24 protein-coding genes and 1 pseudogene are annotated in these 24,932 nt (G+C 61.7%); 8 read left to right on the top strand and 17 right to left on the bottom strand.

Annotation, left to right across the window (positions count from 1 at the left end):
- The 7 genes from QAT43_RS04985 to QAT43_RS04955 all read right to left on the bottom strand — a co-directional run.
- Positions 1-566: cysteine desulfurase family protein (locus QAT43_RS04985; RefSeq protein ID WP_305041944.1), on the bottom strand; the 566-nt coding region annotated here is incomplete at its 3' end.
- A gap of 34 nt (positions 567-600) precedes the next feature.
- Positions 601-1,035, bottom strand: coding sequence for an Rrf2 family transcriptional regulator (locus tag QAT43_RS04980; RefSeq protein WP_305041943.1), 435 nt, complete (start codon positions 1,033-1,035; stop codon positions 601-603).
- A gap of 4 nt (positions 1,036-1,039) precedes the next feature.
- Positions 1,040-1,765, bottom strand: coding sequence for a serine O-acetyltransferase (cysE, locus tag QAT43_RS04975; protein ID WP_305041942.1), 726 nt, complete (start codon positions 1,763-1,765; stop codon positions 1,040-1,042).
- 170 nt (positions 1,766-1,935) lie between these two features.
- Entirely contained in the window at positions 1,936-3,567 is a 1,632-nt protein-coding gene (locus QAT43_RS04970; protein ID WP_305041941.1) for an ATP-binding protein, read from the bottom strand.
- A 254-nt stretch (positions 3,568-3,821) separates the two neighbouring features.
- Positions 3,822-4,016 carry a hypothetical protein gene (locus QAT43_RS04965; RefSeq protein WP_305041940.1) on the bottom strand — a complete coding sequence of 65 codons (195 nt, stop codon included), beginning with the start codon at positions 4,014-4,016 and terminating at the stop codon, positions 3,822-3,824.
- Positions 4,017-4,086: 70 nt separating this feature from the next.
- Positions 4,087-5,595, bottom strand: a complete 1,509-nt coding sequence (gene ilvA, locus QAT43_RS04960) for a threonine ammonia-lyase, biosynthetic (protein WP_305041939.1) — start codon at positions 5,593-5,595, stop codon at positions 4,087-4,089.
- 127 nt (positions 5,596-5,722) lie between these two features.
- On the bottom strand, positions 5,723-6,976 hold the full coding sequence (locus tag QAT43_RS04955; RefSeq protein ID WP_305041938.1) for an acetyl-CoA C-acyltransferase: 1,254 nt from the start codon (positions 6,974-6,976) through the stop codon (positions 5,723-5,725).
- Between the two features lie 204 nt (positions 6,977-7,180).
- Between QAT43_RS04955 and QAT43_RS04950 the strand changes: the two genes are divergently transcribed.
- The 3 genes from QAT43_RS04950 (at position 7,181) to QAT43_RS04940 (ending at position 10,051) form a co-directional block, all read left to right on the top strand.
- Entirely contained in the window at positions 7,181-8,800 is a 1,620-nt protein-coding gene (locus tag QAT43_RS04950) for a fumarate hydratase (protein ID WP_305041937.1), read from the top strand.
- Positions 8,801-9,040: 240 nt separating this feature from the next.
- Entirely contained in the window at positions 9,041-9,448 is a 408-nt protein-coding gene (locus tag QAT43_RS04945) for a YbaN family protein (protein ID WP_305041936.1), read from the top strand.
- 84 nt (positions 9,449-9,532) lie between these two features.
- Complete coding sequence (locus QAT43_RS04940; RefSeq protein ID WP_305041935.1) at positions 9,533-10,051, top strand: FKBP-type peptidyl-prolyl cis-trans isomerase; 519 nt, start codon at positions 9,533-9,535, stop codon at positions 10,049-10,051.
- Positions 10,052-10,316: 265 nt separating this feature from the next.
- Here the strand turns inward: QAT43_RS04940 and QAT43_RS04935 are convergent, their stop codons facing one another.
- The 10 genes from QAT43_RS04935 to QAT43_RS04890 all read right to left on the bottom strand — a co-directional run bounded on the left by QAT43_RS04935 (position 10,317) and on the right by QAT43_RS04890 (position 19,125).
- Positions 10,317-10,511 (bottom strand): rhodanese-like domain-containing protein, encoded by a 195-nt coding sequence (locus QAT43_RS04935; protein WP_305041934.1) that lies wholly within the window; start codon positions 10,509-10,511, stop codon positions 10,317-10,319.
- 62 nt (positions 10,512-10,573) lie between these two features.
- Positions 10,574-11,011: an acyl-CoA thioesterase gene (locus tag QAT43_RS04930; protein WP_305041933.1), complete on the bottom strand. Its 438-nt coding sequence runs from the start codon at positions 11,009-11,011 to the stop codon at positions 10,574-10,576.
- A gap of 34 nt (positions 11,012-11,045) precedes the next feature.
- Positions 11,046-11,861 (bottom strand): bifunctional DNA-formamidopyrimidine glycosylase/DNA-(apurinic or apyrimidinic site) lyase, encoded by an 816-nt coding sequence (gene mutM, locus QAT43_RS04925; protein WP_305041932.1) that lies wholly within the window; start codon positions 11,859-11,861, stop codon positions 11,046-11,048.
- Between the two features lie 21 nt (positions 11,862-11,882).
- Positions 11,883-12,335 carry a hypothetical protein gene (locus tag QAT43_RS04920; protein WP_305041931.1) on the bottom strand — a complete coding sequence of 151 codons (453 nt, stop codon included), beginning with the start codon at positions 12,333-12,335 and terminating at the stop codon, positions 11,883-11,885.
- A gap of 9 nt (positions 12,336-12,344) precedes the next feature.
- The gene (locus QAT43_RS04915) at positions 12,345-13,208 is read right to left on the bottom strand and encodes an ABC transporter permease (RefSeq protein ID WP_305041930.1); all 864 of its coding nucleotides are present in this window, start codon (positions 13,206-13,208) and stop codon (positions 12,345-12,347) included.
- Entirely contained in the window at positions 13,205-13,849 is a 645-nt protein-coding gene (locus QAT43_RS04910) for a hypothetical protein (RefSeq protein ID WP_305041929.1), read from the bottom strand. The genes QAT43_RS04915 and QAT43_RS04910 overlap by 4 nt, the downstream gene beginning before the upstream one ends.
- 16 nt (positions 13,850-13,865) lie before the next feature.
- A complete protein-coding gene (locus QAT43_RS04905) occupies positions 13,866-14,840 on the bottom strand; it encodes an ABC transporter permease (protein WP_305041928.1) in 975 nt (324 codons plus the stop codon).
- Between the two features lie 148 nt (positions 14,841-14,988).
- Entirely contained in the window at positions 14,989-16,605 is a 1,617-nt protein-coding gene (locus QAT43_RS04900) for a peptide-binding protein (protein WP_305041927.1), read from the bottom strand.
- A gap of 20 nt (positions 16,606-16,625) precedes the next feature.
- The gene (locus QAT43_RS04895; protein ID WP_305041926.1) at positions 16,626-17,405 is read right to left on the bottom strand and encodes a LolA family protein; all 780 of its coding nucleotides are present in this window, start codon (positions 17,403-17,405) and stop codon (positions 16,626-16,628) included.
- A 1-nt stretch (position 17,406) separates the two neighbouring features.
- On the bottom strand, positions 17,407-19,125 hold the full coding sequence (locus QAT43_RS04890; RefSeq protein ID WP_305041925.1) for a tetratricopeptide repeat protein: 1,719 nt from the start codon (positions 19,123-19,125) through the stop codon (positions 17,407-17,409).
- Positions 19,126-19,314: 189 nt separating this feature from the next.
- Between QAT43_RS04890 and QAT43_RS04885 the strand changes: the two genes are divergently transcribed.
- The 5 genes and pseudogenes from QAT43_RS04885 to QAT43_RS14830 form a co-directional block, all read left to right on the top strand.
- On the top strand, positions 19,315-20,886 hold the full coding sequence (locus tag QAT43_RS04885; protein WP_305041924.1) for a bifunctional aminoglycoside phosphotransferase/ATP-binding protein: 1,572 nt from the start codon (positions 19,315-19,317) through the stop codon (positions 20,884-20,886).
- Positions 20,883-21,104 (top strand): hypothetical protein, encoded by a 222-nt coding sequence (locus QAT43_RS04880; RefSeq protein ID WP_305041923.1) that lies wholly within the window; start codon positions 20,883-20,885, stop codon positions 21,102-21,104. The genes QAT43_RS04885 and QAT43_RS04880 overlap by 4 nt, the downstream gene beginning before the upstream one ends.
- Positions 21,105-21,113: 9 nt before the next feature.
- The gene (locus QAT43_RS04875) at positions 21,114-24,329 is read left to right on the top strand and encodes a SpoIIE family protein phosphatase (RefSeq protein WP_305041922.1); all 3,216 of its coding nucleotides are present in this window, start codon (positions 21,114-21,116) and stop codon (positions 24,327-24,329) included.
- Positions 24,330-24,478: 149 nt separating this feature from the next.
- On the top strand, positions 24,479-24,814 hold the full coding sequence (locus tag QAT43_RS04870; protein ID WP_305041921.1) for an STAS domain-containing protein: 336 nt from the start codon (positions 24,479-24,481) through the stop codon (positions 24,812-24,814).
- Between the two features lie 20 nt (positions 24,815-24,834).
- Positions 24,835-24,932: pseudogene (locus QAT43_RS14830) on the top strand (ATP-binding protein); the annotation flags it as partial.

The raw sequence follows: 24,932 nt of genomic DNA, 5'->3' as shown, positions 1-24,932 counted from the left end.
TGCACATCAACGGGCAGCTTGCCCACCGCCTGCACCGCATCGCTGTGAAAACGCACCTTGTATTTGCGGGCGATGGCGCCGATCTGCTCGATGGGGAAAATGGTGCCCGTCTCGTTGTTGCCCCACATGGCCGAAATCAAAATGGTCTTTTCATTGATGGCGGCTTCGAGGCACGCCGGATCGAGCATGCCGTCGGCATCGACGGGCAGGAAGGTCACCTCGCAGCCGTTTTTCGCCAGATACTCGCAGGTATTGAGCACCGCCGGATGCTCGACGGCGGTGGTGATGATGTGGTTGCCCTTGTCCTTGAGGGCCTCCACCGTGCCCTTGATGGCCAGATTGTCGCCCTCGCTGCCGCAGCTGGTGAAAACGATTTCGGCGGGGCTCGCGTTGATAAGCCGCGCCACCTGCTCGCGGGCTTTTTCCACCGCGCCGCTCACCGAACGTCCCGCCCAATGCACGCTGGAGGGGTTGCCGAACTGTTCGCGGTAAAAGGGCAGTATGGCTTCAACCACCTCGGGTCGCACGGGGGTGGTGGCGTTGTAATCCATGTAGATCCGTTTCACGTTCAAAGTCCTCCGCCGACAGCGAAATTCAAGGTCAATTCACTTTGCGGACACCCAGGCGCTCCTGGGCATCACGGGTCAAATCTTCCAGGGTGATGGACGAGAGAAAGGCTCGGATTTTCTCCCCGAGCCCCTGCCACACCGTATGGGTGATGCATTGGTCGGTACAGGCGCAGCTGCCGTCTTCCTGCATGCAGGAGACCGGCACCAGGGTTTCCTCGACGCTGTCGATGATCTGGTCGACCTGGATTTGCGCCGCGGGGCGCCCCAGCACATAGCCGCCGCCGGGGCCGCGCACGCTCTTGACGATCTTGCCGCGGCGCAGCTTGACGAACAACTGTTCGAGATAGGTCAAAGAGATACCCTCGCGCGCCGAGATGTCCTTGATGGTCATGGGCGCCCCGTCGCTGTTGAGATTGAGGCTGACCATGGCGCGCACGGCGTATTGGGCTTTCGTGGAAAGTCTCATGCGCTCAACCCGCCGCCTTGGTTTCTTCCAGGACCTGAGGTTGCTCGGTCTTTTCCGCCTCGGACGACCCGCCGTCCGGTCCTTCGAGGCGGGCGGTCAGTTCCTTGACCTTGCGCTCCAGGGCGCGCACCTGATCGAACAGGCAGGCAATCGCCTTGGCTTCGGGGTCGGGCAGTTTGTCGTGTTCGAGATCGACCCGATCCTCGACTTTCTGCCCTCCGGAAATCACCATGCGCCCCGGCACCCCGACCACCGTGCTGTTGGGCGGCACTTCCTTGACCACCACCGAATTGGAGCCGATTTTGCTGTTTTCGCCCACGGTGAAGGGTCCGAGCACCTTGGCGCCTGAACCGATGATTACATTGTTGCCGAGAGTCGGATGGCGCTTTTCCTTGGCCCAAGAGGTCCCACCCAGGGTCACGCCGTGGTACAGGGTGCAGTTTTCGCCGATCTCGGCGGTTTCCCCGATGACCACGCCCATGCCGTGATCGATGAAAAAGCCCTTGCCGATGCGGGCACCGGGATGAATTTCGATGCCGGTGAAAAACCGCCCGAGATGCGACACGAAGCGCCCAAGAAAATAGAACTTGCGCTGCCACAAGGAATGGGCCACGCGATAGAAAAGCATGGCGTGAAAACCGGGGTAGCAGAAAATAACCTCGGCCACGCTGCGCACGGCCGGGTCGCGGTCGAAGACTGCCTTGATGTCTTCCCTGAGGGTTTCGAGCATGGCCAACTCCCCGTAATTACAAGAGATTAATTTGTCCGTCACTGCTTTAATGGAATAACATACCTGATCAAAACTGTCAATTATTTTGACCAAAAAAAACAGGGTCGCCGAAACGGATCGGAAACCCTGTCCTTTGGGCGCGCGGATCGCCCCGTCGATCAGCAGCGGTCTCAGCGCGCCGCGATGGCCGCCTTGGGCAAGCTGAAACCGAACAGACTGCCCCGCCCCGGCTGACTTTCGGCCCAGAGGCGCCCGGCGTGCGCCGCGATGATGGCGCGATAAAGGGAAATGCCGACACCGCATTCGGAATTTTCTCCCAAAGCGGTCTCGGCCGTGCATTCACCGAGCAGTCGAGCCAGTTGCGCGGGAGCGATGCCGACACCGCTATCCTGCACATGGACGCGGATTTCGTCATCCCGCTCCTCGACGGCCAGGCGGATTTGCCCGCCGGTGGGAGTAAAGCGAATGGCATTGTTCACCAGACCTTCGAGCACACGCTGAATGCTCGCCGCGTCGAACCAGGCCCGGCAGTTGTGAGGCGGCATGTCCCACTGAAACATCAACCCCTTAGCGAGGGCCTGCGGCCAGGCTTTTTCGTGAACCTTGCGAACGATGACGCACAGATCGCGCTCGGCCATGTCCAGAGGCGCCTTGCCGGACATGAGCCGCGAGAGATCCAGCAGGTCGCCCATGAGCTTGTCCAACTCCTCGCAGGTTTCGATGACCTTGGTGAAATAATCCTGCTGATCGGCGTCGAGGCGGACCAAGCCACCTTCCCGAATCAGGGAGCAAAATCCATGGATGGCGGTCACGGGAGTGTGCATGGCGCTGATCGCGCGCATGGCGAACAGGTCACGGCTCTCGAGTTTTTTCTGCAAATGACGGTTTTCCTCGCGCAGCATGGCATGCATCGCCGGCAGATCCCGGGAGCTCTTGATCACCTGGGCGAACATCAGCGCCATAAGGCGGCAAAAGAACAGCTCTTCCTGGGTAAATTCGGGATCCGGTTCGGCAAAGCGCAGCACCAGCGCCCCCACCACGCAACCGCCGACCAGTACGGGAATCACCAGCAGGGATTGAAACACCTGGCTGTGGAGGCGATCGGCCACCGGCGCCATGATGGGTGCCTGGCGCACGTTGGGCACGATGAGGGGATGTCCGGTGCGACCGACTTCCCGCAGTTCGGGATAGTTGGCCAGATCGAGGCGCCATCCGGTGGGCGCCGCGGCATCGCTTGAGGCGATGACATAGGCCAGGCTGCGCTCCTGCTCCAGCAGGGCCACCGAGCAGCGCTCAAGATTCTTGAAGCGGGTGAGGTCGCAGAGAATTCTTTGCATCAATTCGAAAAAGTCGTCACCGCTCCGCGCTTCGTCGCGGGGTTCGGCCATTGGAAGTTCCGCGGCCGCCCGGCTGAACCGTTCCGACTCCGGAGCGCCCGCCTTGCCCCTCAGGCGGAACCTGATGCGCCCAAGAAGCGCCTGGGGTTCATAGGGCTTGGCCAGATAATCATCGGCTTGCAGGGCAAAGGGATTCAAACGGGCGGACTCGGCCTGGGGCGCGGCGCCGAGAATCACCGCGGCCCCGCCGGCACCGGGAAGCTGCCGGATTGTCTCGATGCCGGCCGCTCCCGCGAAGCCGGGCAGGCCCGGATCAAGCAGGACCACATCAAACCTGAGCTGGCTGCCGAGCAGCAACAACTCGTCGAAGGTCTTGGCCGACAGGATGGAAAAGCCCTGATCTTCAAGAAAGCTGAGGATCTCGCAGGACAGGTCGGGATCGGCTGCGAGGATGGTCTGGTTCATGGAGGGCCTCCCTGGCGCAAAACGGGCAAAATACCCACATAGGACATGGGATTCGAAAATGCAGAGGCCATGCCAGGAATGCACGTCCAATGAAGATCACCGGCACAAGCAGGTATCTTCGGTTCATTGAAAAAGAAAAGCCGGCGCAAGACCGACCATTTTTAAAAAAAACAAATTTTCAAGGACTTAGATCACAGCCATATGCCCGGTCCGGGCAAAAAACTCCGCGAAATGCCCGTGAGAAAAACCTCATCTTAATGATAGACAGGACGCCCGGCCCTGGCCAGCACTTCTTCCGCGTGGGGCAAATCCTCCTCGGCCAGTAGAATTTCGGCCGGCCCATGGGTTGCGGTCATTTCTCCAAGAAAGTATTCAATGCCGGCGCCGCGCAAAAGAGCCTCGACGCGTGCTTGATCCTCGGTCGTGGACGGATCGTAGAAGCGTACCATGGTCGATACCTCCTTTCGTGCTTACACGTCTCAATTTTACCAACGACTGGACTTCCGCGCAGCTGGGCCTTCAGAGAAACAACCGATAGGCCGGATTGGACGTTTCCTCCTCGTAGCGATAGCCGAGGTTGCCGAGAAACTGCTGAAATTGGCCATCATCCTCCTCGGGAATTTCCAGGCCGATGAGCACCCGGCCGAAATCCCCGCCCTGAGTGCGATAATGAAACAAGGAGATGTTCCAATTGGCGCCCATGGCGTCAAGAAAGCGTCCCAGGGCCCCGGGGCGCTCGGGAAACCAGAAGCGGTAGAGCAGTTCGCGCCCGGCAGTCACGGAGCGGCCGCCGACCATGTAGCGGATGTGGGTCTTGGCCAGTTCGTTGTCGGTGAGATCGATATTGGCGAAGCCCGCCGCGTTCATGCGCTTGCCGAAGGAAAGCCGCTCCTCGGCGTCGCGCACGGTGATGCCGACGAAGATGTGAGCATGATCGCGCCGCGACAGGCGGTAATTGAACTCGGTGATGTTGCGTCCCGCCACCATGTCCTGGCAGAAGCGCTTGAGGGAACCGGGCTGTTCGGGAATGGTCACGGCGAACAGCGCCTCTTTCTTCTCGCCCACCAGGGTGCGCTCGGCCACGTAACGCAGCCGGTCGAAATTCATGTTGGCCCCGGAATTGATCGCCACCAGGGTCTGGCCGACAGACTGGTTGGTCCTCACCCACTTCTGCAAACCGGCCAGCCCCAGCGCCCCGGCCGGCTCGACGATGGTGCGGGTCGCCTGATAGACGCTTTTGATGGCGCTGCACAATTCATCGGTATCCACGCGCACGATCTCATCCACATATTTGCGACACAGCTCATAGGTCAGCTTCCCCACCTCGAGCACCGCCACCCCGTCGGCGAAAATCCCCACGGATTCAAGCCGCACGCGGCGCCCGGCCTCCAGGGAGCGCGCCATGGCATCGGCGTCATGGGGCTCGACCCCGATGATGCGCACCTCGGGGCGCAGGGCCTTGAGATAGGCAGCCATGCCGGCGATCAGCCCGCCGCCGCCCACGGGCACGAACACGGCGTCGAGCTTACCGGAGCTTTGCCGCAAGAGTTCATCGGCCACGGTGCCCTGACCGGCGATCACCAGTTCGTCGTCGAAGGGATGAATGAAGATCATCCCCGTTTCCTCGGCAAGACGCGCGCAATGCTCGGCGGCCTCGGAATAGCTGTCGCCATGCAGCACGATGCGCGCGCCGTAGCCGGCCACGGCGTCAACCTTGATCTGCGGCGTGGTGGCGGGCATGACGATGGTCGCGGCGATGCCCAGCTTGCGGGCCGAAAAAGCCACCCCCTGGGCATGGTTGCCGGCCGAGGCGGCGATCACCCCGCGCTGCCGCTCCGTGTCGCTCAGATGGACGATGCGATTGTAGGCGCCGCGCAGCTTGAAGGAAAACACCGGCTGCAGATCCTCGCGCTTGAGCAACACCCGGTTGCCGAGAGCCGCCGAGAGGCCGGGGGCTTCATCGAGGGGGGTTTCCACGGCGGCATCGTAGACCCTGGAGGTCAGGATGAGCTTTAACATCTTTTGCATGGGGAAGATCCTGGCGGGAGATGAGATTCAAAAGCATTTAGCACAGAAGAGCACAGAGAAAAAGGTTATTCTCTCTCCATGCTCTCCGCGCTCTCAGCGAACTCCGCGGTGCAAGCCCTGCTATGGATCAAGGCCTTTCCAGGATCAACGCCGCCGCCATGGCGCCCGCGGCGCAGATGGACACCAGACCGTAGCGCGCGTCGCGTCGCGCCATTTCGTTGGCCAGAGTCGTGACGATGCGGGTGCCGGTGGCGCCGAAGGGATGACCCACGGCAATGGAGCTGCCCAGGGGATTGAGCTTCTCCGGATCAACCCGGCCGATGGCCTCTTCCTGCCAGCCCTGCTCCCAAGCCTTGAGGTTGCAGGCGACCTGCGCGCCAAAGGCTTCGTGCATCTCCACGATATCCATCTGTTCCAGGGTCAGCCCGGTGCGCCGCAACAGGCGCGGCACGGCCACGGCGGGCGCCATGAGCAGCCCGTCGCCCGGATCGATGGCGGCGAACTCTACCGCCTTGACGAAGGCCAACACCTTGAGGCCTTCCTTGGCCGCGCGCTCCTCGGACATGAGCAGCAAGGCCGATGCGCCGTCGGTCAATGCGCTGGCGTTGCCCGCGGTAATGGTGCCGGAGGCGCCGCGATCAAACACCGGCGGCAGCTTGGCGAGCTTATCCAGGCTGGTGTCGCCGCGCACCAGGGTATCGTGATCCAACCCGTCGAGGGGAAAAATTTCCGCCTTGAGCCGCCCGTCGCGGGTAGCGGCCGCCGCCCGCTGGTGGCTGCGCAGCGCGATTTCGTCCTGCTCGCGGCGCGCGATTTGCCAGTGTTTTGCCGAGATCTCGGCGTGCTCGCCCATGGACAGACCCGTGGAAGGTTCCTTCACGCCCAGGGCCTGGGGCTTGAAATGCCGCGGCCGCAGCTGGGTGAGAATCTTGAGGCGATCACCCAGGGCCTTGGTCAGGGCGGCGTCGGTAAAGATACGGGTGGCCTCGCGGCCGAACAGCAAGGGCGTATTGGACATGGATTCCACCCCGCCGGCCAGACCCACCTCGCAGTGCCCGGCGGCGATGGCGTCAGCCACGGCCACCAGGGCGTGGATGCCGGTGATACAGTTGTTGGACACGAGATCGGCGTGAATCCGCGCGGGCAATTTGAGATCAAAGACGATCTCCCGCGCCAGGTTGGAAATGCGCGGATCGTGAATGACCCGCCCCCACACCAGGCGTTCCACCTTTTGCGGGTCGAGGGCGAAGCGCTCCAGCAGGCCGCGCACCGCGTGGCTGGAAAGTTTCAGCGGGTCAAGGTGGCGAAAAGGCCCTCCCGCCTTGACGAAGGGAGTGCGCATGCCGCCGATGATGGCCGTGCGTCGCGAATTGTTGCTCATTGAAAAATCCTTTGCTCGGGTTTTTTGCGTCCGTTCCTTTGCAAACATTATAGCGCACTGAAATCACAGCGGGAAAATGGCTCTAAAAGAGTGACAAAACTGTATACAGTATATATAATAGCGCTTGCGCAAAAAGCGTTTGGGCAACGATCGCGCGCCGCGCCGCTGCCGCCTACAATTCCCATGAGCAAAGGAGAGAAGAAGATGCCGGATTTCGTGTACCAGGAACCTTTTCCGCTGGGCAAGGACGAAACCAAGTACCGCCTCCTTCCCGACTCGCAGAAGTACGTCAGCGTCGCCAATTTCGACGGTCAGGAAGTTCTCAAGGTGGCGCCCGAGGGCCTGAGCGTGCTGGCCAACCAAGCCTTCCGCGACGTCTCCTTTCTGCTGCGCGCCGAGCACAACGAGCAGGTCGCCAAGATTCTCTCCGACCCCGAGGCGTCCATGAACGACAAGGGCGTGGCCATCGCCTTCCTTCGCAACGCCGAAGTATCGGCCAAGTATGAGCTGCCCTTCTGCCAGGACACCGGCACCGCCACCATCGTCGGCAAAAAGGGCCAGAACGTCTGGACCGGCGGCAACGATGCCGAGATGCTCTCCAAGGGCGTGTTCAAGACCTACACCGAGGAAAACCTGCGCTACTCCCAGACCGTGGCGCTGGATATGTACGAGGAAAAGAACACCGGCACCAACCTGCCCGCCCAGATCGACCTCTATGCCGCCGAAGGCAGCGAGTACAAATTCCTCTTCGTCGCCAAGGGCGGCGGCAGCGCCAACAAGACCATGCTCTATCAGGAAACCAAGGCCCTACTGACCCCCGAGAAGCTCGAAAAATTCCTCGTCGAGAAAATGAAATCCCTCGGCACCGCCGCCTGCCCGCCTTATCACATCGCCTTTGCCATCGGCGGCACCTCGGCCGAAAGCTGCCTCAAGACGGTGAAACTCGCCTCCACCAAGTACTATGATTCCCTGCCCACCAAGGGCAACGAGCATGGTCAGGCGTTCCGCGACGTGGAGCTCGAGGAAAAACTCCTCAAGGCCGCGCAGAAGCTCGGCATCGGCGCCCAGTTCGGCGGCAAGTACTTCGCCCACGACATCCGCGTCGTGCGCCTGCCCCGCCATGGCGCCTCCTGCCCGGTGGGCATGGGCGTGTCCTGCTCGGCCGACCGCAACATCAAGGCCAAGATCAACAAGCAGGGCCTGTGGGTTGAAGAAATGGACAGCAATCCCGGCCGCCTGATTCCCGACGCCTATCGCCGCAAGCACGACCACGGCGTCAAGATCGACCTTAACCAGCCCATGGAGACGATTCTCGCCGAGCTGTCCAAGCACCCGGTGGCCACGCCGCTGCTGCTCACCGGCACCATCGTCGTCGGACGCGACATCGCCCACGCCAAGTTCAAGGAACTGCTCGACGCCGGCAAGCCGCTGCCCGACTACCTCAAGAAACACCCCATCTACTATGCCGGTCCGGCCAAGACGCCCAAGGGCAAGCCCTCGGGATCCTTCGGCCCCACCACCGCCGGGCGCATGGACAGCTATGTCGACTTGCTGCAGGGTAACGGCGGCTCCCTGATCATGATCGCCAAGGGCAATCGCAGCCAGCAGGTCACGGATGCCTGCAAGAAGCACGGCGGCTTCTATCTCGGCTCCATCGGCGGCCCGGCTGCGCTGCTCGCCGAAGAGAACATCAAGAAGGTCGAGTGCATCGACTACCCCGAACTGGGCATGGAAGCCGTGTGGAAGATCGAGGTGGTCGACTTCCCCGCCTTCATCCTGGTCGATGACAAGGGCAACGACTTCTTCAAGCAGCTCGGCTGCTGAGTATCACGCCCCTCGCACATGCAGCCCCGGTCGCGCTTGCGGCCGGGGCTGTTTTTTTCAGGGAATTTGACAGGAATCAAGGATTCCGACGGCAGGTTCGCTTATAATTGCTGAAAAAATACAACCTCTGGACGCGGATGAACGCAGAAAAATCAGGATCAATGCTGGATACGGCTTTGGTCTGATCCGCGTTCATCCTGAAAATCCGCGTCCCATTTTCTCATTTTCGCCGCGAGCTCCATGAATTCATCCCCCAAGTCCGAGCCGTTGCGGTCCCGCATCCTCAAGAAGGCATTGCTCGCCCTGGGGTTGCTCAGCACGGGTCTCGGCGTGCTCGGCATCTTCGTGCCGATTTTGCCGACGGTCCCCCTGCTGTTGCTGGCGGCGGCCTGTTTTGCGCGCAGCTCCGACAAATTTTACCGCTGGCTGCTCGATCATCCGCGTCTGGGTCCCCTGGTCAATGACTACCTTGAAGGCGAAGGCATTCCCCTGCGCGCCAAGGTCAGTGCCATTTGCCTGATCTGGCTGAGCATCTCCATCTCCGCGCTTTTCCTCGTGCCCCTGCCTTGGGTACGGGTGCTGCTGTTCGTCATCGCCTTTGGCGTGACCATCTATCTGCTCTACCTGCCGACGCGGCAGGTCGAATAGGAGGAGACGCACTTTCCCTTGCTCCCGACAAGGCACCTGCGTTAGGATTCGCGAATTGAACACCAAACCAGAAAGGATTTATCCATGAGCCAGGCCAAAAACGGCGACCGCGTCAGACTTCATTTTATCGGTCGCCTTGATGATGGCACCATCTTTGAAACCTCCGAGGACTGCCTCGATGACGACTGCGGGTGCAGCGCGGATGACGAGTGCGGGCACGACCAGGACGATTGCGGCTGCGAACCCGAGCCTCTTGAGTTCACCATCGGCGGCGGTGAAGTGTTCCCCGCCATTGAGCAGGCCGTCATCGGCATGCAGCCCGGCGAGACCCGCACCGTGCGAATTGAGCCCAAGGACGCCTACGGCGAGCGCAACGAGGAGATGGTTTTTGAAGTGCCCCGCGCCGACCTGCCGCCGGGCATGGATCCCCAGGAGGGCGAGATGCTGGAACTCGCCGGCGACGAGGACGATGACGAGGACGGCTTCCCTGTTTGGGTCGCGGCGGTCAGCGCCGACAGCGTAACCCTCGACGGCAACCATCCCCTGGCCGGCAATGCGCTGAATTTTGAAATGCAACTCATCGAGATTTTGCAGGGCCATTGAGCCCAGCCAACTCGCACCCAGCAAAAAAGCCTGCTTTTCAGCAGGCTTTTTTGCTTTCCCGGATGACCAGCCGTCGCGTCCTCGCCGCCGGCGTCACCGGCAGCAGCGCTCTAGCATCGGTAAGGGCCTGCTGTCCGTCAGGACGCTACTCCAGAGCCAATCCCGCCGTTCGCCAGCCCTCGACCCCACCGAGCAGAGCCTTGGCATTGACATAACCCTGCTTGCGATATTCCGCCGCCAGACCGGCGGCGCTGTGTTCGGCGGTTCAGGCGCAGTAGAAGATCAGTTCGGCGTCCTTGGAGAGTCCGGGCAGGCGCGCCTCGAAATCCTGCCGCGAAATGGCGCCCGCCAAGTGCATCCGGGCAAATTTGTCCGCCTCGGCATAGGCGCAGACCAGCAACGCCGCACCGGATTCGACCTTGCGGGCGGCTTCCTCGGGGCTGATGCGTGGCACAGGCATGGGAAACTCCCTTAGTCCGTTGTCCGCTGTCCGTTGTCCGTTGTCCGTTGTCTTCTAGTCTATCACTCTCCGTCCGCGGCGGGGGGTGGGAATCCCTCGAAACGTTCCAGTGCTTGGCGAAAGCTTGGGGGTAGGCGTCGTGGTTTGCGCGCCGCGTAGTCGAATGCGACCAGGGGTGTGGTTCCGTCCACGGTCAGCTCCGCGCCGCGTTCGATGCGATAGGCCAACTCGAAGGAGGAGCGGCCGACCTTGATCGCACGAACCCCGATTTGCACGTCGTCACCGAGGAACATCTCGGCATGGTAGCGCACATGGGATTCGGGCATGATCAACCCGCAGCTGTTGCCGATATCGAGTTCGGAATAGGGGCCGAGGGCGGCGAGATAGGCGATGCGGGCATCCTGGAAATAATTGAGTACTGCCGCGTTGGAGACATGGCCGCCATAGTTGATGTCGGCGACGCGCACGCGATAGGGCATGACAAAACCAAAATCCTGCATGATCTTCCTTTCTCCCCGGCCCTACCCGCCTCGCCTATTTCTGGCAACGGCGACAGAAAAAGCTTGAGCGCTGGCCGATCCGCGCCGAATCCAGAGGGCGCGCGCAGACGGGGCAGGCCTCGCCACCGCGACCGTACACCTGAAGCTGCATGCGAAAATATCCGGGGCGGCCCTGACCATCGACAAAGTCGCGCAAGGTGGTGCCTCCCGCCGCGATGGCCTCGCCGAGAACTATCTTGATCGATTCAACCAGCCGGTCACAATCCCTTCGTCCCAGGCTGCCCGCCGCGCGATCGGGACGGATGCGGGCGCGAAACAGGGCTTCGCTGGCGTAGATGTTGCCGACGCCGACGACGATCCGGCTGTCCATGATCAGGGACTTGACCGCCAGCCTGCGCCCCTGGGCTTTTTCATACAGATAAGCGCCCGTGAAGGACTCGTCCAGGGGCTCGGGACCAAGGCCGGCCAGCAAGGGATGATGAACGGGAGGTTCCCTGGTCCACAGCAGCAGGCCGAAGCGACGCGGATCGCAGAAGCGCAGAAGCCGTCCGTCATCGAGCTCCAGATCCACGTGATCGTGCTTACCGGGCGGCTGGGCCGCCCCCACCAGGCGCAGGCTGCCCGACATGCCCAGGTGCAGGATCAGCCAGCCGGCTGGGGTCTCGAACAGCAGGTACTTGCCCCGCCGCACGATGTCCGTCACCAGCACGCCGGCAAAACGCGCGGCGAGATCCGCGGGAATCGGCCGGCGCAGGCGCGCCTCGCGCACCACCACCCGCGCAATGCGCCGCCCCTGAACATGGGGGCCGATGCCGCGCCGCACGGTTTCGACTTCGGGGAGTTCAGGCATGGGAAGATCCGCCGCGGCTTTTCAGAAAAACACCTTGGGCTGCTGCCGGTCGAAGTCGGCAAAACGAATGTCTTCCGCCTTGCCGGAAAAGTCGGCAAGCTCCATTTTTTGGCTCGAATGGTAGCGCCAACCCTCATCGGTGCTGTAGAACCGAGCCATCTCCAGGGTTTCAACCACCCCGTCGGCCACCTCGACCACCTGATGAAAAATCAGGTGAAACTCCTTGGGACCCACCAGGCGAGTCGCCAGCACCCGGCAGTTGCGGATGCGGAAGTCGCGGCGCAAATGCGCCCAGGCATAGCGGATGTAGGCGTCACGTTCGGGAAACTGGGAGCGAAAAAAAGAATCGGCATGATAGCTGTCGTAAATCACGCCGAATTCGCCCAGGCGAAAGGCCCGCACCCGCAGGGCGATGAGTTCGACGGGTTCCAGGTCAGGGCTGAGCTCCAGCCCCAGCGGTTGTTCTTCCTTCATCCCTCTTACCTATTCCTTGAGCCGCGGATCCAGGGCATCGCGGATACCCTCGCCGAGCAGATTGTAGCCCAAAACCGTCACCAGGATCGCCAGGCCGGGAAACACCGACAGCCACCAGGCGGCCCCCAGGGTTTGCTTGCCGGAGATCAGCATGTTGCCCCAGGAAGGGGTGGGCGGCTGCACCCCGATGCCGAGAAAGGACAGGGCGCTTTCCGTGAGGATCGCCCCCGCCACGCCCAGGGTGGCGGACACCAGCACCGGCGACAGGGCGTTGGGCAGCAGGTGGCGAAAGATGATGCGCGCATCCGACGCCCCCAGGGCGCGGGCCGCCTGGACGAAGTCGCGCTCGCGCAGGGAGAGAAATTCCGCCCGCACCAGACGCGCCACCCCCATCCAGCCGGTCAGGCCGATGATGATCATGATGTTCCAGATGGAGGGTTCGAGAAAGGCGATGACGGCCAGGATGAGGAAAAAAGTCGGAAAGCAGAGCATGATGTCGACAAAGCGCATGATGATGCTGTCGGTCCAGCGCCCGTAATAGCCGGACAGGGCGCCCAGGACGATTCCGATCAGGGTCGCGATGCCCACCGCCACAAAACCAACCAGCAGGGAAATACGCGCGCCGAAAAGTATGCGCGCGAGCACATCGCGGCCGAGATCGTCCGTGCCCAGGGGATGGGCCCAACTCGGCGGCAACAGGGCAAGGGTGATGTCGATGGCGGCCGGATCCTTCCATAGGGGTGCGACCGCGGCCAGAATGAACATGAACAAAACGATGGCCGCGCCGGACATGGCCATGCGGTTGCGCCGCAGACGCTGCCAGAAGACATCGCGCAGAAAGGAGGAGCGCTCCAGGGAGTTGGTCTCGCTCATCGCAGCAACTTGACCTCTTCGTCGTTCAATAAACCTTTGCGCGCCAACAGATCGATGAGGCGCTGCAAGCGATCATCCTGAGACGGCTTTGGCGAAGGACTCCGCCTGGAGCCGCCACCGGGGGAAGCGCTCGCTCCCCCGAGCAGAATCTGGTCCAGGGCATCCACCAAGGAACCCTCATCCTCATCGGACAGGTTGCTGTAGGCTTTGTCGATGGCCTCGCGGATGGACTGCTCGGTATCCAGGGCCGGGCGGATGCGACAACCCGTCGCGGTCTGGAGTTCATCCATCAGGCTCAGGTTGGTCGGGTCGCTCATGGCCACCAGCAGATAGACGGCGCCCCCGTGCTCCTTGCGCGCCACGGGAATGACGTTGTGCCGGCGCGCCTTGGCTTCCGGCAGGCAGCGCACCACCTCTTCCGCCAGACGCCGCTGGGACAGATCCACGCGGGTCAGCTTGAGCTGCTCGGCGAGAAAGTCAAGCAGTGTCTCCTCGGAGATGTATTTGAGGGCGATCAGCGCGGTTCCTAGCCGCCCGCCGCAATTGCGCTGGTAGGACAGGGCCGACTTGAGCTGAAAATCGTCGATCAGCCCGGCTTCCTTGAGCATTTCCCCGAGCTTCATGGTTTTGGTGCGTAGCACGGGCGACTCCTTGAATTCAAGTATTGCGGATGCGCGGATCGGCCAGGGCATAGCTGAGATCAGCAATCAGATTGCCCACCAGGGTCAGCACCGCGCCCATCACCAGCACGCCCATGATCACCGGATAATCGCGCATCATGACGCTGTCGAAAAACAGCTTGCCCATGCCGGGGATGGCGAAGATCGTCTCGAAAATCACACTGCCGCCGATGAGGCCCGGCACCGACAGCCCGAGAATGGTGATCACCGGCAGCAGCGCGTTGCGCAAGGCATGCTTGTAGATCACCACGCTTTCGGAAAGGCCCTTGGCGCGGGCGGTGAGGATGTAATCCTGACGGATCACCTCGAGCATGTTGGAGCGCATGTAGCGTGAAAATCCAGCCAGGCCGCCGAAAGCCGAAACGAACACCGGCAGGATCAGGTGGTGGATGCGGTCCCAGAGCTGCCCGCCCCAGCTCAGATAATCATAGCCCAGGGAGCGCACGCCGGAAATGGGAAACATGCCAAGGCGCACCCCCAGATAATCCATGAGCAGCAGCGCCAGCCAGAAGGACGGCGTGGCGAAACCGATGAAGACAAACACCGTGGTGGCGCGATCGAACAGGGAGTTCTGGCGCACCGCCGAGAGAATGCCGATGGGGGTGGCGACCAGCAGGATCAGGGCGATGGAGAGCACGTTAATGAGGATGGTGATGGGCAGCCGCTCGGCGATGCGGTCCACCACGGGCCGCCGGTCCTGGGAAAAGGAGTCGCCGAAATCGAGCACCGCCAGACGCTTGAGCCACAGCCCATACTGCACCAGCAGCGGCTTGTCGAGATCGTACTGGGCACGCAGACGCTCCTTGAGCTCGACGCTCGCCTCGGGATTGAGCTCGGTCTGCAGGTCGGTGGGCTCGCCCGGCGCCAGATGAATCACCACGAAGGAAATCAGGGTGATCCCCAGCAGCAGGGGCACCATCATCAGCAGGCGTTTGAGAAGATAATGCAGCATGCAGGCAATCAACTCATGTTCACAGGTAAATGGGTAGGGACGACCCGCTGGATCGCCCAGGGCGAGGCAGCGCCTCGCCCCTACAGCGCAGACCGGATGTCGGTCGTAGGGGCGCAGCATGCTGCGCCCCTACCCCCAGGCATCCAGGTTACCAGTCATATCTCTGTTCACCCTCCGGCACATACCAACGGATGAAATTGTAGCCAATGCCCGCCGGCGCCGGTTCGATGCCGCGAAAGCGCGCGGCCACCACCGGCAGGGCATCGGGCACGAACAAAAAGGTGTAGGGCTGCTCCTCGGCGAGAATCTCCTGGAAGCGGTCGTAATATCGCTTGCGCTCGGCCTGATCGAGGGTGCGGCGCCCCTTTTCCAGCAGTTCGTCGACCTCGGCGTTTTCAAAACCGATGAAATTGAGCTCGCCCGGCCGCGTCTTGCTCGAATGCCAGACGGCATAGGCATCGGGATCCGGAGGAATGGTCCAGCCCATGATCAGCGCGTCGAAATTGCCGGTATTGACGAATTCCTTGAGAAAGGACGCCCATTCGATAACCCGCAGGCGCACGTCGATGCCGATCTCGCGTAGGCGGCGTTGAATGATTTCGCCGCTTTTGACGCGCTGGTCGTTGCCCTGGTTGGTCAGGATGGTAAAGGAGAGAGGACGGCCGTCCTTGTCGAGAAGCCCGTCGCCGTCCGTGTCGCGCCAGCCCGCCTCGGCCAGCAGTTCCAGGGCGCGCGCCGGATCGAAGGGATAGTCGCGCACCTGGGGATTGTGCGCCCAGGTGCCGGGCTTGTAGGGGCCGGTGGCCACCTGCCCCAGGCCGAGCAGCACCCCGTCCACCAGTTCCTGGCGGTTGATGGCGTGGGCCAGGGCCTGGCGCACCCGCTGGTCCTGGAACATGGGGCGGCGCAGGTTATAGCCGAGATAGACGTAGCTCGACGCCGGATAGCGATACTTGTTGAAGCGTCGCTTGAAGGTCGCCGTATCGGTCTGGCGGGCGAACTGGATGGGCGTCAGGCCCATCTGGTCGAGATTGCCCGCCTGCAATTCGAGAAACATGGTGGAGGGATCGGGAATAATCCGATAGATCACGCGCTTGATGTAAGGGCGGCCTTCGAAGTAATCGGGGTTGGCTTCAAGGACCAAGCGCTGGCCGCTCACCCATTCGACAAAGCGATAGGGCCCCGTGCCCACGGGAGCGCGGGCCAGGGGGCTGCGGCTGACATCCTGGCCTTCAAGGAGATGCTTGGGATGGATGGCCAGGCCCCAGCTGATCAGCGCCGAAGCCAGCGGCTCGGCATAGCGCACGCGAAAGGTATGAGGATCGGGCGCCTCGGCCTCGACCACCTGGAGATAGCGGTCGGCATAGGCGGTGGGGGTGTTGGGATCAACCATGAGCTGATAGGTGAACAGCACGTCCTCCGAGGTGAAGGGCATGCCGTCATGCCAGCGCACATCGCGGCGCAGGTGAAAGGTGAGGGTCAGACCGTCCTCGGAAATGTCCCAGGATTCGGCCAGTTCTCCCTCGATCTGCAGGTACTTGTCGTAGCGCACCAGGCCGCTGTAAACCAAGCCGTTGATGTCCGAGGACGCCGAATCGGCGGCGAGGGCCGGAATCAGGGTGCTCGGCTCGCCGATGCTGCCCTGGATGATGGTGTCGCCGTAAGCGGGAGCGGCGTCTTCCCCAGCATCGGCGACCCGCGCGGCGTCCTGCCGACAGCCGCTCGCCAGAAGCAGCAGAACCACGCCGTAAATAAACCAACGCATGGGACGTCTCCGCAGGAATTTCATTGGGGAATGGGCAGCACGGGCACCCCGGAGGGCGGCGTGAGGGAAAACCGCTCGATGGGAATGCCGGTATTGAGGTCGATGTCGCGCAGTTCCACCGTCGCGCTGGCATCCAGCACCGGCATGCTCATCTCGGTGGTCAGGGGGAAAACCGCGCCCCGCGCCTCGCTGAATTTATCGTAGCGGATCTGCAACTGCAAGGTATCGCCGCGAAAATAGGCCACTTCGCGCAAGCGCAACTGTCCGTCGAACAGCAGTTCCTGCCGGATATCCGCGCCGGAACTCAGCAACAAACTGTAGCCCCGCGCCGGATCGCTGCGCAGATCAGCCCGGCTGTAGGAGATAAGCGGCGGATCATACAAAATGATGTGCACCAAATCTTCCACCTGCAAGGGGATGGGGACGAAACGCTGCACGTTTTGCAGGGTGGCCGCGCCGCGGTAAAAGGATTTCTCGCCGGGCAGGTACACGCTGAAGGTCTCGCCATCCGTTGCCGCCGACAGCATCGGTTGCCCAAAAGGGTTCAGGCTTTCGCTGCGCAGGCGGTCGGGTTTTTCGATAAACAGAACCTGGTTGGCCCCCAGACGCTTTTCCGGGTGAACGATGCGAACCCGGGCAAACCCCTCCAGGGAATGAAAATTTTGGGACGTTTGCTCAAGTCCGGCGAGAAGTTGCCGGGTCAGGGCCTCCGTCGGCTCGTCCAGGGGAACCAGGGGCGCGGGGCGCGGGGCACAAGCCGCCAGCCCCGCGACGAACAACAGAAACAGCAGTCGCAACATGTCAAAGACCTTCCAGATCTTGCAGTTTTTCCTTGAGGCCGCGCGCCTCGGGATCAATCTCGAGCGCTCGGCGATAGGCCCTGCGCGCCTCTTCATGGCGTCCCAGCGCCTGGTAGACATCGCCGAGATGCTCGTTCACCACGGGATCCTCGGGCAGTTCACTGGCGGCCTGCTCCAGATACTCCAGGGCACGGTCATAGTCGCCGCGCATGAAGTAGACCCAACCCACCGTGTCGCGAATGTAGCCGGCCTCCTTGAGCGCGAGGGCCTGGCGGGCCAGGTCCAGGGCTTCGTCGAGATGGCGCCCGGTTTCAGCGTAATGATAGGCGATGTAGTTCAGAGCGTCGGCATGCCGGGGATTGATGTCCAGCAGTTCACGCATGGCCTGCACCGCCTCGTCCCAGCGCTCGAGTTTGCCGAACAGCACCCCCTTGCGATAGAGCAGATCCTGATTTCGCGGGTCCAGGCGCCGGGCATCCGCGAGGGTGCGCAACGCCGCGTCGAAGTCACCCTGCTCATCGAGGAGGGCCGCCAGGTAGAAATGGTACTGAAGCCTTTCGGGCTCCAGGGCCAGAGCGGTTTCCATCAGCGCGCGGGCCTGCTCGGCGTCACCCCGCCGCTGCCGCAGAAAACTCTGATGCACCAAAGCCTCGCCGTAAAAGGGCGTTTGCGGCGGCACCGCGGCGAAGGCAGCCAGCGCTGCGTCATCCTCTTGCATCTGCTCCAGGGCCGACCCCAGGTAATAGCGGGCCTGATGGTGATTGGGCTGCTCCGCGAGGATGCGCCGAAAGCCGCTCGCGGCCAGTTCCCAGTCGCCTTGTTCCATGGCAATGAGACCCAGTTTGCGCCAGGCTTCCAAATCGGCCTCATCCTGCGCCAACAAAATTCGCAATTCCTCCTGGGCTTCGGGCAGCCGCCCCTCGCGCACCAGCACGCCGACCAGCAGGTGGCGCAACTGCGGATTATCGGGGAATGACTCCAATCCCAGGCGATAGACGTTGACGGCTTCCTGCCAGTCGCCCTGGGCTTCCAGAAGGCCGCTCAATTCCAGATAGGCATTCTCGAAATCGGGGAATTGGGCGATCAGATTTCGATAAACCTCCTCGGCAAACACCGTCAGGCCGATTTCCCGATACAGCCGCGCCAGCATGAGCCGGCCGTTGATGGACTCAGGCACGCGTTCCAGAAGATCCCTGAGAACTTCAACGGCGCGCTGGGTTTCCCCGCCGCGCGCCAGAGCGACCGCCAGATTGAGATAGGCTTCTTCATGGTCGGGGTCGATTTCGATGACCCGCTCGAAATGCGCGACGGCCTGATCGAGATCTCCGCTGCGCAGGCGCACATCGCCGAGGAAGAGATGGGCCAGGAGCAGATCTGGGTCTTCGATGAGGGCATCTTCCGAAGCCCGCACCGCCTTGTCCAACTGGCCCTGACGCAGATAGAGGTGGGCGAGGTCGAGAAGAATCGCCCCGCGCGCGGGACCGGCATCCGCCGCCTCGCGCAGGAAAACCTCGGCGGCCTCGAGATCCCCCATTTTCGCCGCCAGACGTCCCTTGGCATAGGCGGCCAGGGCGCGGGTTTCCGCATCATGGATCTTGGGTTGGTAGACAAAAGACTGTTCCGCGGGCGGCGAGGCCACCTCGCCGCTCGCCGGGCCGACCGCAGGCAGGCATCCGCCAAGCAACAGGCCCAGAAAGAAAAGGGAAGCAATTTTGATCATCGAGGAAAACACCTTGCAGGGCCGCGCCGGCGGTCGCCGAGACGCTGCCGGCCGCCGGAAAATTGCGCCCATCATACGTCAGGGGGCGCAAGGGGGTCAAATTGTTTCCCCTGCGCTCCCCATTCTTTACAGACCTCTTGATTGTGCTAAAGTTGTGTGTAAATTCTAGGATTTAGCCATGGGGTCCGGATGAATTCCGATATCGTTCACAAGGCACTGATGCACGCGCGGGCGTACCCGATTGCTCCGGGGCGCATCGAATTCAAGGAAACCCATGTCTCACGACTGTATTTCACCGACGAGTTTGTCTACAAGGTCAAGAAACCCGTCGACTTCGGCTTTCTCAACTTTACCACCCTCGACCGGCGCCGCTTCTACTGTGAGGAGGAAGTGCGCCTCAACCGCCGCTTCGCCCCGGACACCTATCTCGGGGTGCGGGAAATCCGCCGGGACGCGACCGGCGTCCACATCGACGGCCAGGGCGAGGTGCTCGATTTCGCCGTGTGGATGAAACGTCTTCCCGCCGAGCGCATGCTCGATAACCTCATCGCGCGCGACGCCCCGGAATTACCCCAGGCAATGGAGGCCCTGGGGGGGCTGCTGGCAAGAATCGAGCAGGAAGCGGAAGTCTGTCGGCAGAATGGCGGCATGAGCAACCTGGAAGCGATCCGGCGCAATTGGCGAGAGAACTTCGAGCAGGTCACGCCCTTTTGCGGGCAAAGCCTCTCCGCCGATGCTCTCAAGTTGATTCGCGACGCTGTCGCAACCTTTATCGAGAAGCAGGAAACCCTGCTGCAACAGCGCGAGGAGCAGGGCTTTGTCCGCGACGGGCACGGCGATCTGCATGCCGAGCATATTTGCCTCACCGAGCCGATCCGCATTTATGACTGCATTGAATTCAACCGGCGCTTTCGCGTGGCCGATGTGGTGGCCGACCTGGCGTTCCTGCTGATGGATCTGGATTTTCGCGGGCGCAGGGATCTGGCTGCGATCCTGCTCGCGGCCTATGCAAACGCCGCCGAGCCCGACCCCGATTTCGAAACCCTGCTGCCTTTCTACAAAGTCTACCGGGCGTTCGTGCGCGGCAAGGTCGATTCCTTTCTCGGCGCGGACGCCAAGGCCGCAGCGGAGGTACGCCAGGAGGCCGTGGATCTGGCGCGAAGCTATTTTCTCCTGGCGCTGGGCTACCTCACCCCCTGCACGCTGATTCTGACCTGCGGCCTCATGGGATCGGGGAAAACCACCCTCGCCCAAAGCCTGGCGCGAGTCACGGGGGCCGAGTTGCTGCGCTCGGATCTGGTACGCAAGGAATTGGCCGGAGAACGGGCAACGGAAGGAGCCTCCGCACCCTACGAGCAAGGCATCTATGCGCCTTCCTGGTCGGGCCGAACCTATGCGCGGCTTGCCGAACTGGCGGAGCAGGCCCTGCGGCCGGGGCGCGGCGTCATCGTCGATGCATCCTTCGTCCGCGCCGAGGACCGGCAACGTTTTTACGATCTGGCGCAACGGACGGGTCGCCCCGTACTGCTCGTCCATCTGCACGGCGAGGAGGCGACCCTGGCGCAGCGTCTACGAGAGCGCACCGCCGCCGGGACGGACGCCTCGGATGGCCGTGCTGAGTTGCTGCCGGCCCAGCAGCGCGCCTTCGAACCTCCCGACCCCGGCGAAAAGCCGCTGAGGCTCGATGCGCACCTGCCGCTTCCTGAGCAGGCGGATCGCACGCTGTGCACCATCCTTCAAAGGGCAGGAACGATCCTATGAGCAATTCGCCGCACCCTCACCTTCGCGATGCCTGGGTTCTGTTTTTTGTTTTGGGCGTCATCATGATCAATTTTCCCTTCATCCATATTTTCAACAAGGATATCCTGATCTTCGGCATTCCCCTGCTGGTGCTGTACTTTCTGGTGGGCTGGCCCCTGTCGATTCTGGTGGTCTACATATTCGCGCGCATGCTCGAAAAAACGGAAAAATCCCGGTAAAGCGACGGCATGATAACCATCGAATTCGTCATCTTCATTACCCTGGGCTATTTCGCCCTGCTCTTCGCGGTGGCCTACTATGCCGACCGGCGCCGCGAACTGGGCCGCAGCATCATCTCCAATCCCCACATCTATTCCCTGTCCCTCGCCGTCTATTTCACCACCTGGACCTTCTACGGCAGTGTCGGCCGCGCCGCCACCTCGGGACTGGATTTCCTGCCCGTCTATCTCGGCCCGACCCTCATCGCCTTTGCCTGGTGGTTTCTGCTGCGCAAGATGGTGCACATCAGCAAGGAACAGAACATCGTCAGCATCGCCGACTTCATTTCGAGTCGCTACGGCAAATCGGCGCCCCTGGGCGCCATCGTCACGGTCTTCGCGGTGGTCGGCATCATGCCCTACATCGCCCTGCAGCTCAAGGCGGTCTCCCACACCTTTGAGCTCATGATGGCGGCCGGAGCGAATCAGGGAGCGGCCCGCGGCATCCTGGCCGGCCTGCCGCCCTATCTCGACACGGCCTTCATCATCGCCGCCGTCCTGGCCCTGTTCGGCGTACTCTTCGGCGCCCGCCGCCTCGACGCCGCGGCGCGCCACGAAGGCCTGGTCGCCGCCATCGCCCTGGAATCACTGATCAAGGTCGTGGCCTTTCTGGCGGTGGGGATCTTCGTCACCTACGGCATGTTCAACGGCTTTTCCGATATCTTCACCCGCTTTCTGGAGACCTTCCCCGACCGCAAAAGCCTGGTCATGCTCGGCACCGAGCAGATCCCCTACGCCAAATGGTTCACCCTGACCTTCATTTCCATGATGGCGGTCATGTTCCTGCCCCGCCAGTTTCACATCATGGTGATCGAAAATTCCGACGAGAACCACATCCGCAGCGCGATGTGGCGTTTTCCCCTCTACATGTTTCTCATCAACCTCTTCGTGCTGCCCATCGCCCTGGGGGGACTGCTGCTGAGCGGCGGCGACACGACCAACGCCGATTACTTCGTCATCCACCTGCCCCTCGATGCCGGCCACACCTGGCTCGCCCTGCTGGTGTTTCTCGGCGGTTTTTCCGCCGCCGCGGGCATGGTGATGGTCGAATCGGTCGCCCTGGCGACCATGATCCTCAACCACCTGGTCATGCCCATCATCATCCGCCTGCACATCGACAAGAGCGTCGGTCTCTCCGATCTGCTCATCAACATCAAGCGCCTGGCCATCGTCGCCGTGATTTTTCAGGGGTACCTTTACTACAAGATCATCGGCGATTCCCTGGCGCTGGTGAACATCGGCCTGATCTCCTTTGTCGCCGCCACCCAGTTCGCGCCGGCGGCCATCGGCGGACTGTATTGGCAGCGCGGCAACCGGCGCGGCGCCACCTACGGCATCCTGCTCGGTTTCCTGGTATGGTTCTACACCCTGATGGTGCCCTCCTTCGTACGCTCGGGCTGGCTGAAAAGCGAGATCCTCGAAAAAGGCCTCTTCGGCCTGAGCATCCTTCGGCCCACCGAACTTTTCGGCCTTTCGGGCTTTGACCTGTGGAGCCACTCCCTGTTCTGGAGCCTGTTTTTCAACCTTTCGGCCTATCTGGTCTTTTCGCTGTTCACCTCGCCCAGCCGCATCGAGCAGGAGCAGGCCGAAAAATTCGTCAACGCCTACGGCTATCAGGAGGAGGAACAGACCCGCAAGCGCATCAGCAAGGCGCCCACGGTTATGGAATTCGTCGATCTCATGGCCAAGTTCATCGGCGAAAAGCAGGCCCATGCCTCCATCACCGAATATCTGGGCAACCGCGAAATCGACGAGCGCGGCAGTCTGTCGGAATATGAGCTGCCCAATCTCAAACGCTTCACCGAACGCACTCTGGCCGGCTCGGTGGGCGCCGCGCCGGCGCGCATCATCATCGAGAACTACCTCTCGGCGCGGGGCAGCAAGATGGAGGATGTCTTCGACATCTTCGGCTCGGTGACCCTGAGCCGCACCACCAGCCGCGAACAGCTCGGCGTGCTTTACGAATCGGCGCGCATCGTCGCCGGCGGAGAAAAACTCGATGCCATTTTCGAGCAGATCCTCGACTTGCTCTTTCAGCAGTTCAAATTCGACCTGTGCGTCATCCGCATGCTCGAAGAGGATAAGAACACCCTGGTGGTGCGCTGCCAAAAAGGCATGACTTCCGAGCACCTGGGCGAGTCGGAGCGCGAGATCACCCTGAACACCTACATCGGCGAAGCCTTCCTCACCAATTCGGTGCTCAAGGCCAATGACACGGATTTTCTCGACAAGCCCCATTCGGCCCAGATCATTCATCGCGAAGGCATCAAATCCTTCGCCCACGCGCCGATCACCATGGAAGGCCAGCCGGTGGGCGTGCTCTCGGCCTTCTCACGCTCGGTCAAGGGCATTTTCACCGATGAATTCATCGCCCTGTTCCGCAGCATCGCCGGCCAGATCGGCATCGCCTGGCGTAACGCCATCCAGACCGACAAGCTCATCGAAGCCCGCGGCCGCGAACGGGAACTGGAAATCGCCATGAACATCCAGATGAGCCTGCTGCCGGCCAGCACGCCCAAGCTCAGGGGCTTATCCCTGGGGGGCATCTGCGTACCGGCCAGCCAGGTCGGTGGCGATTACTACGACTATCTGGTGCGCGACGATCAGAGCATCGACCTGGTGATTGCCGATGTTTCCGGCCACAACGTCGGGGCGGCCCTGCTCATGGCCGAAACGCGGACCTTCATCCAGGCCCGCGCCCGGGGCATCCACACGCCCTCGCAACTCCTGGCCGAACTCAACCGCTTTTTCTACGACGATCTGACCCGTGCCGAATTGTTCATCACCTTGTTTTACATCAACTACAACACCGAAACCCGCCGGGTCACCTATGCCAACGCCGGCCACAACCCGCCCCTGGTCTGGCGGTACGGCAAGCGCTGCTGCGAATGGCTCGACGCCGAAGGCCTGATTCTCGGCGTGAAAAAAGAGGTCAGCTTCCAGGAAGAACGCACCACCCTCAACCCCGGCGACGTGGTTCTGCTCTATACCGACGGCATCATCGAGGCTCACAATGATCGCGATGAGCTCTTCGGCACCGAACGCCTTTGCGCCCTGCTCCAGGAGCATCATGCCTTGGATCCGGAGATGCTGATTCCGTGCATTCTCGACCAGGTCAGGTTGTTTACCGGCGTGCAGAATTTTGCCGACGATGTCTCCATGATCGCCTTGCGGGTCGAGCCCTGAGCAGGTGCGCGGAAAACAGACATGGCGGACCTTGACGACTTATGCTATTGTTATGATTGATTCAAAACATTTTGATTGCCGCTTTCCCGCTGTTTTTTTCGGCCGCGCGTGAACACGCCGGGTCATGTCCATATGCAAAGGAGACTGCGATGATTCTGAAGGTGGAAGAAAAAGGCAACGTGGTGACGATCCAGGTCAAGGAAGAACGGCTGGACGCCCACAACAGCGGAGAGCTCAAGAGCCAGATGCTGAGTCTCTTCGAGGAGGGAAAAAATCACATCATCATTGATCTTCAGGAAGTACGCTTTGTTGATTCATCAGGTTTGGGGGCGTTGGTTTCGGGGTTCAAGAACGCCAGTGCGCGCAACGGCAATCTTAAACTCTGCGGTCTGCAGCCTCAGGTCAAGTCCATGTTCGAGTTGACCCGCCTGCACCGGGTATTTGAAATTTTCTCGGGAATCGAGGAAGCGCTGGCCAGTTTCTGAGGGGTCTTTCGGGGGGCCTAATGATCGACGAAAAAATCGAGGTGGACATCAAAGTCCCCAACCAGACGCGCTACCTCAGCCTGATCGGCAAGATTGGGGAAGATGTCGCCAGAACCCT

It is taken from the genome of Geoalkalibacter sp., from assembly GCF_030604225.1.
Classification (GTDB): domain Bacteria; phylum Desulfobacterota; class Desulfuromonadia; order Desulfuromonadales; family Geoalkalibacteraceae; genus Geoalkalibacter.
The sequence above is the reverse complement of the archived record's forward strand: the minus strand, read 5'-3'. Positions and strand labels throughout refer to the sequence as shown.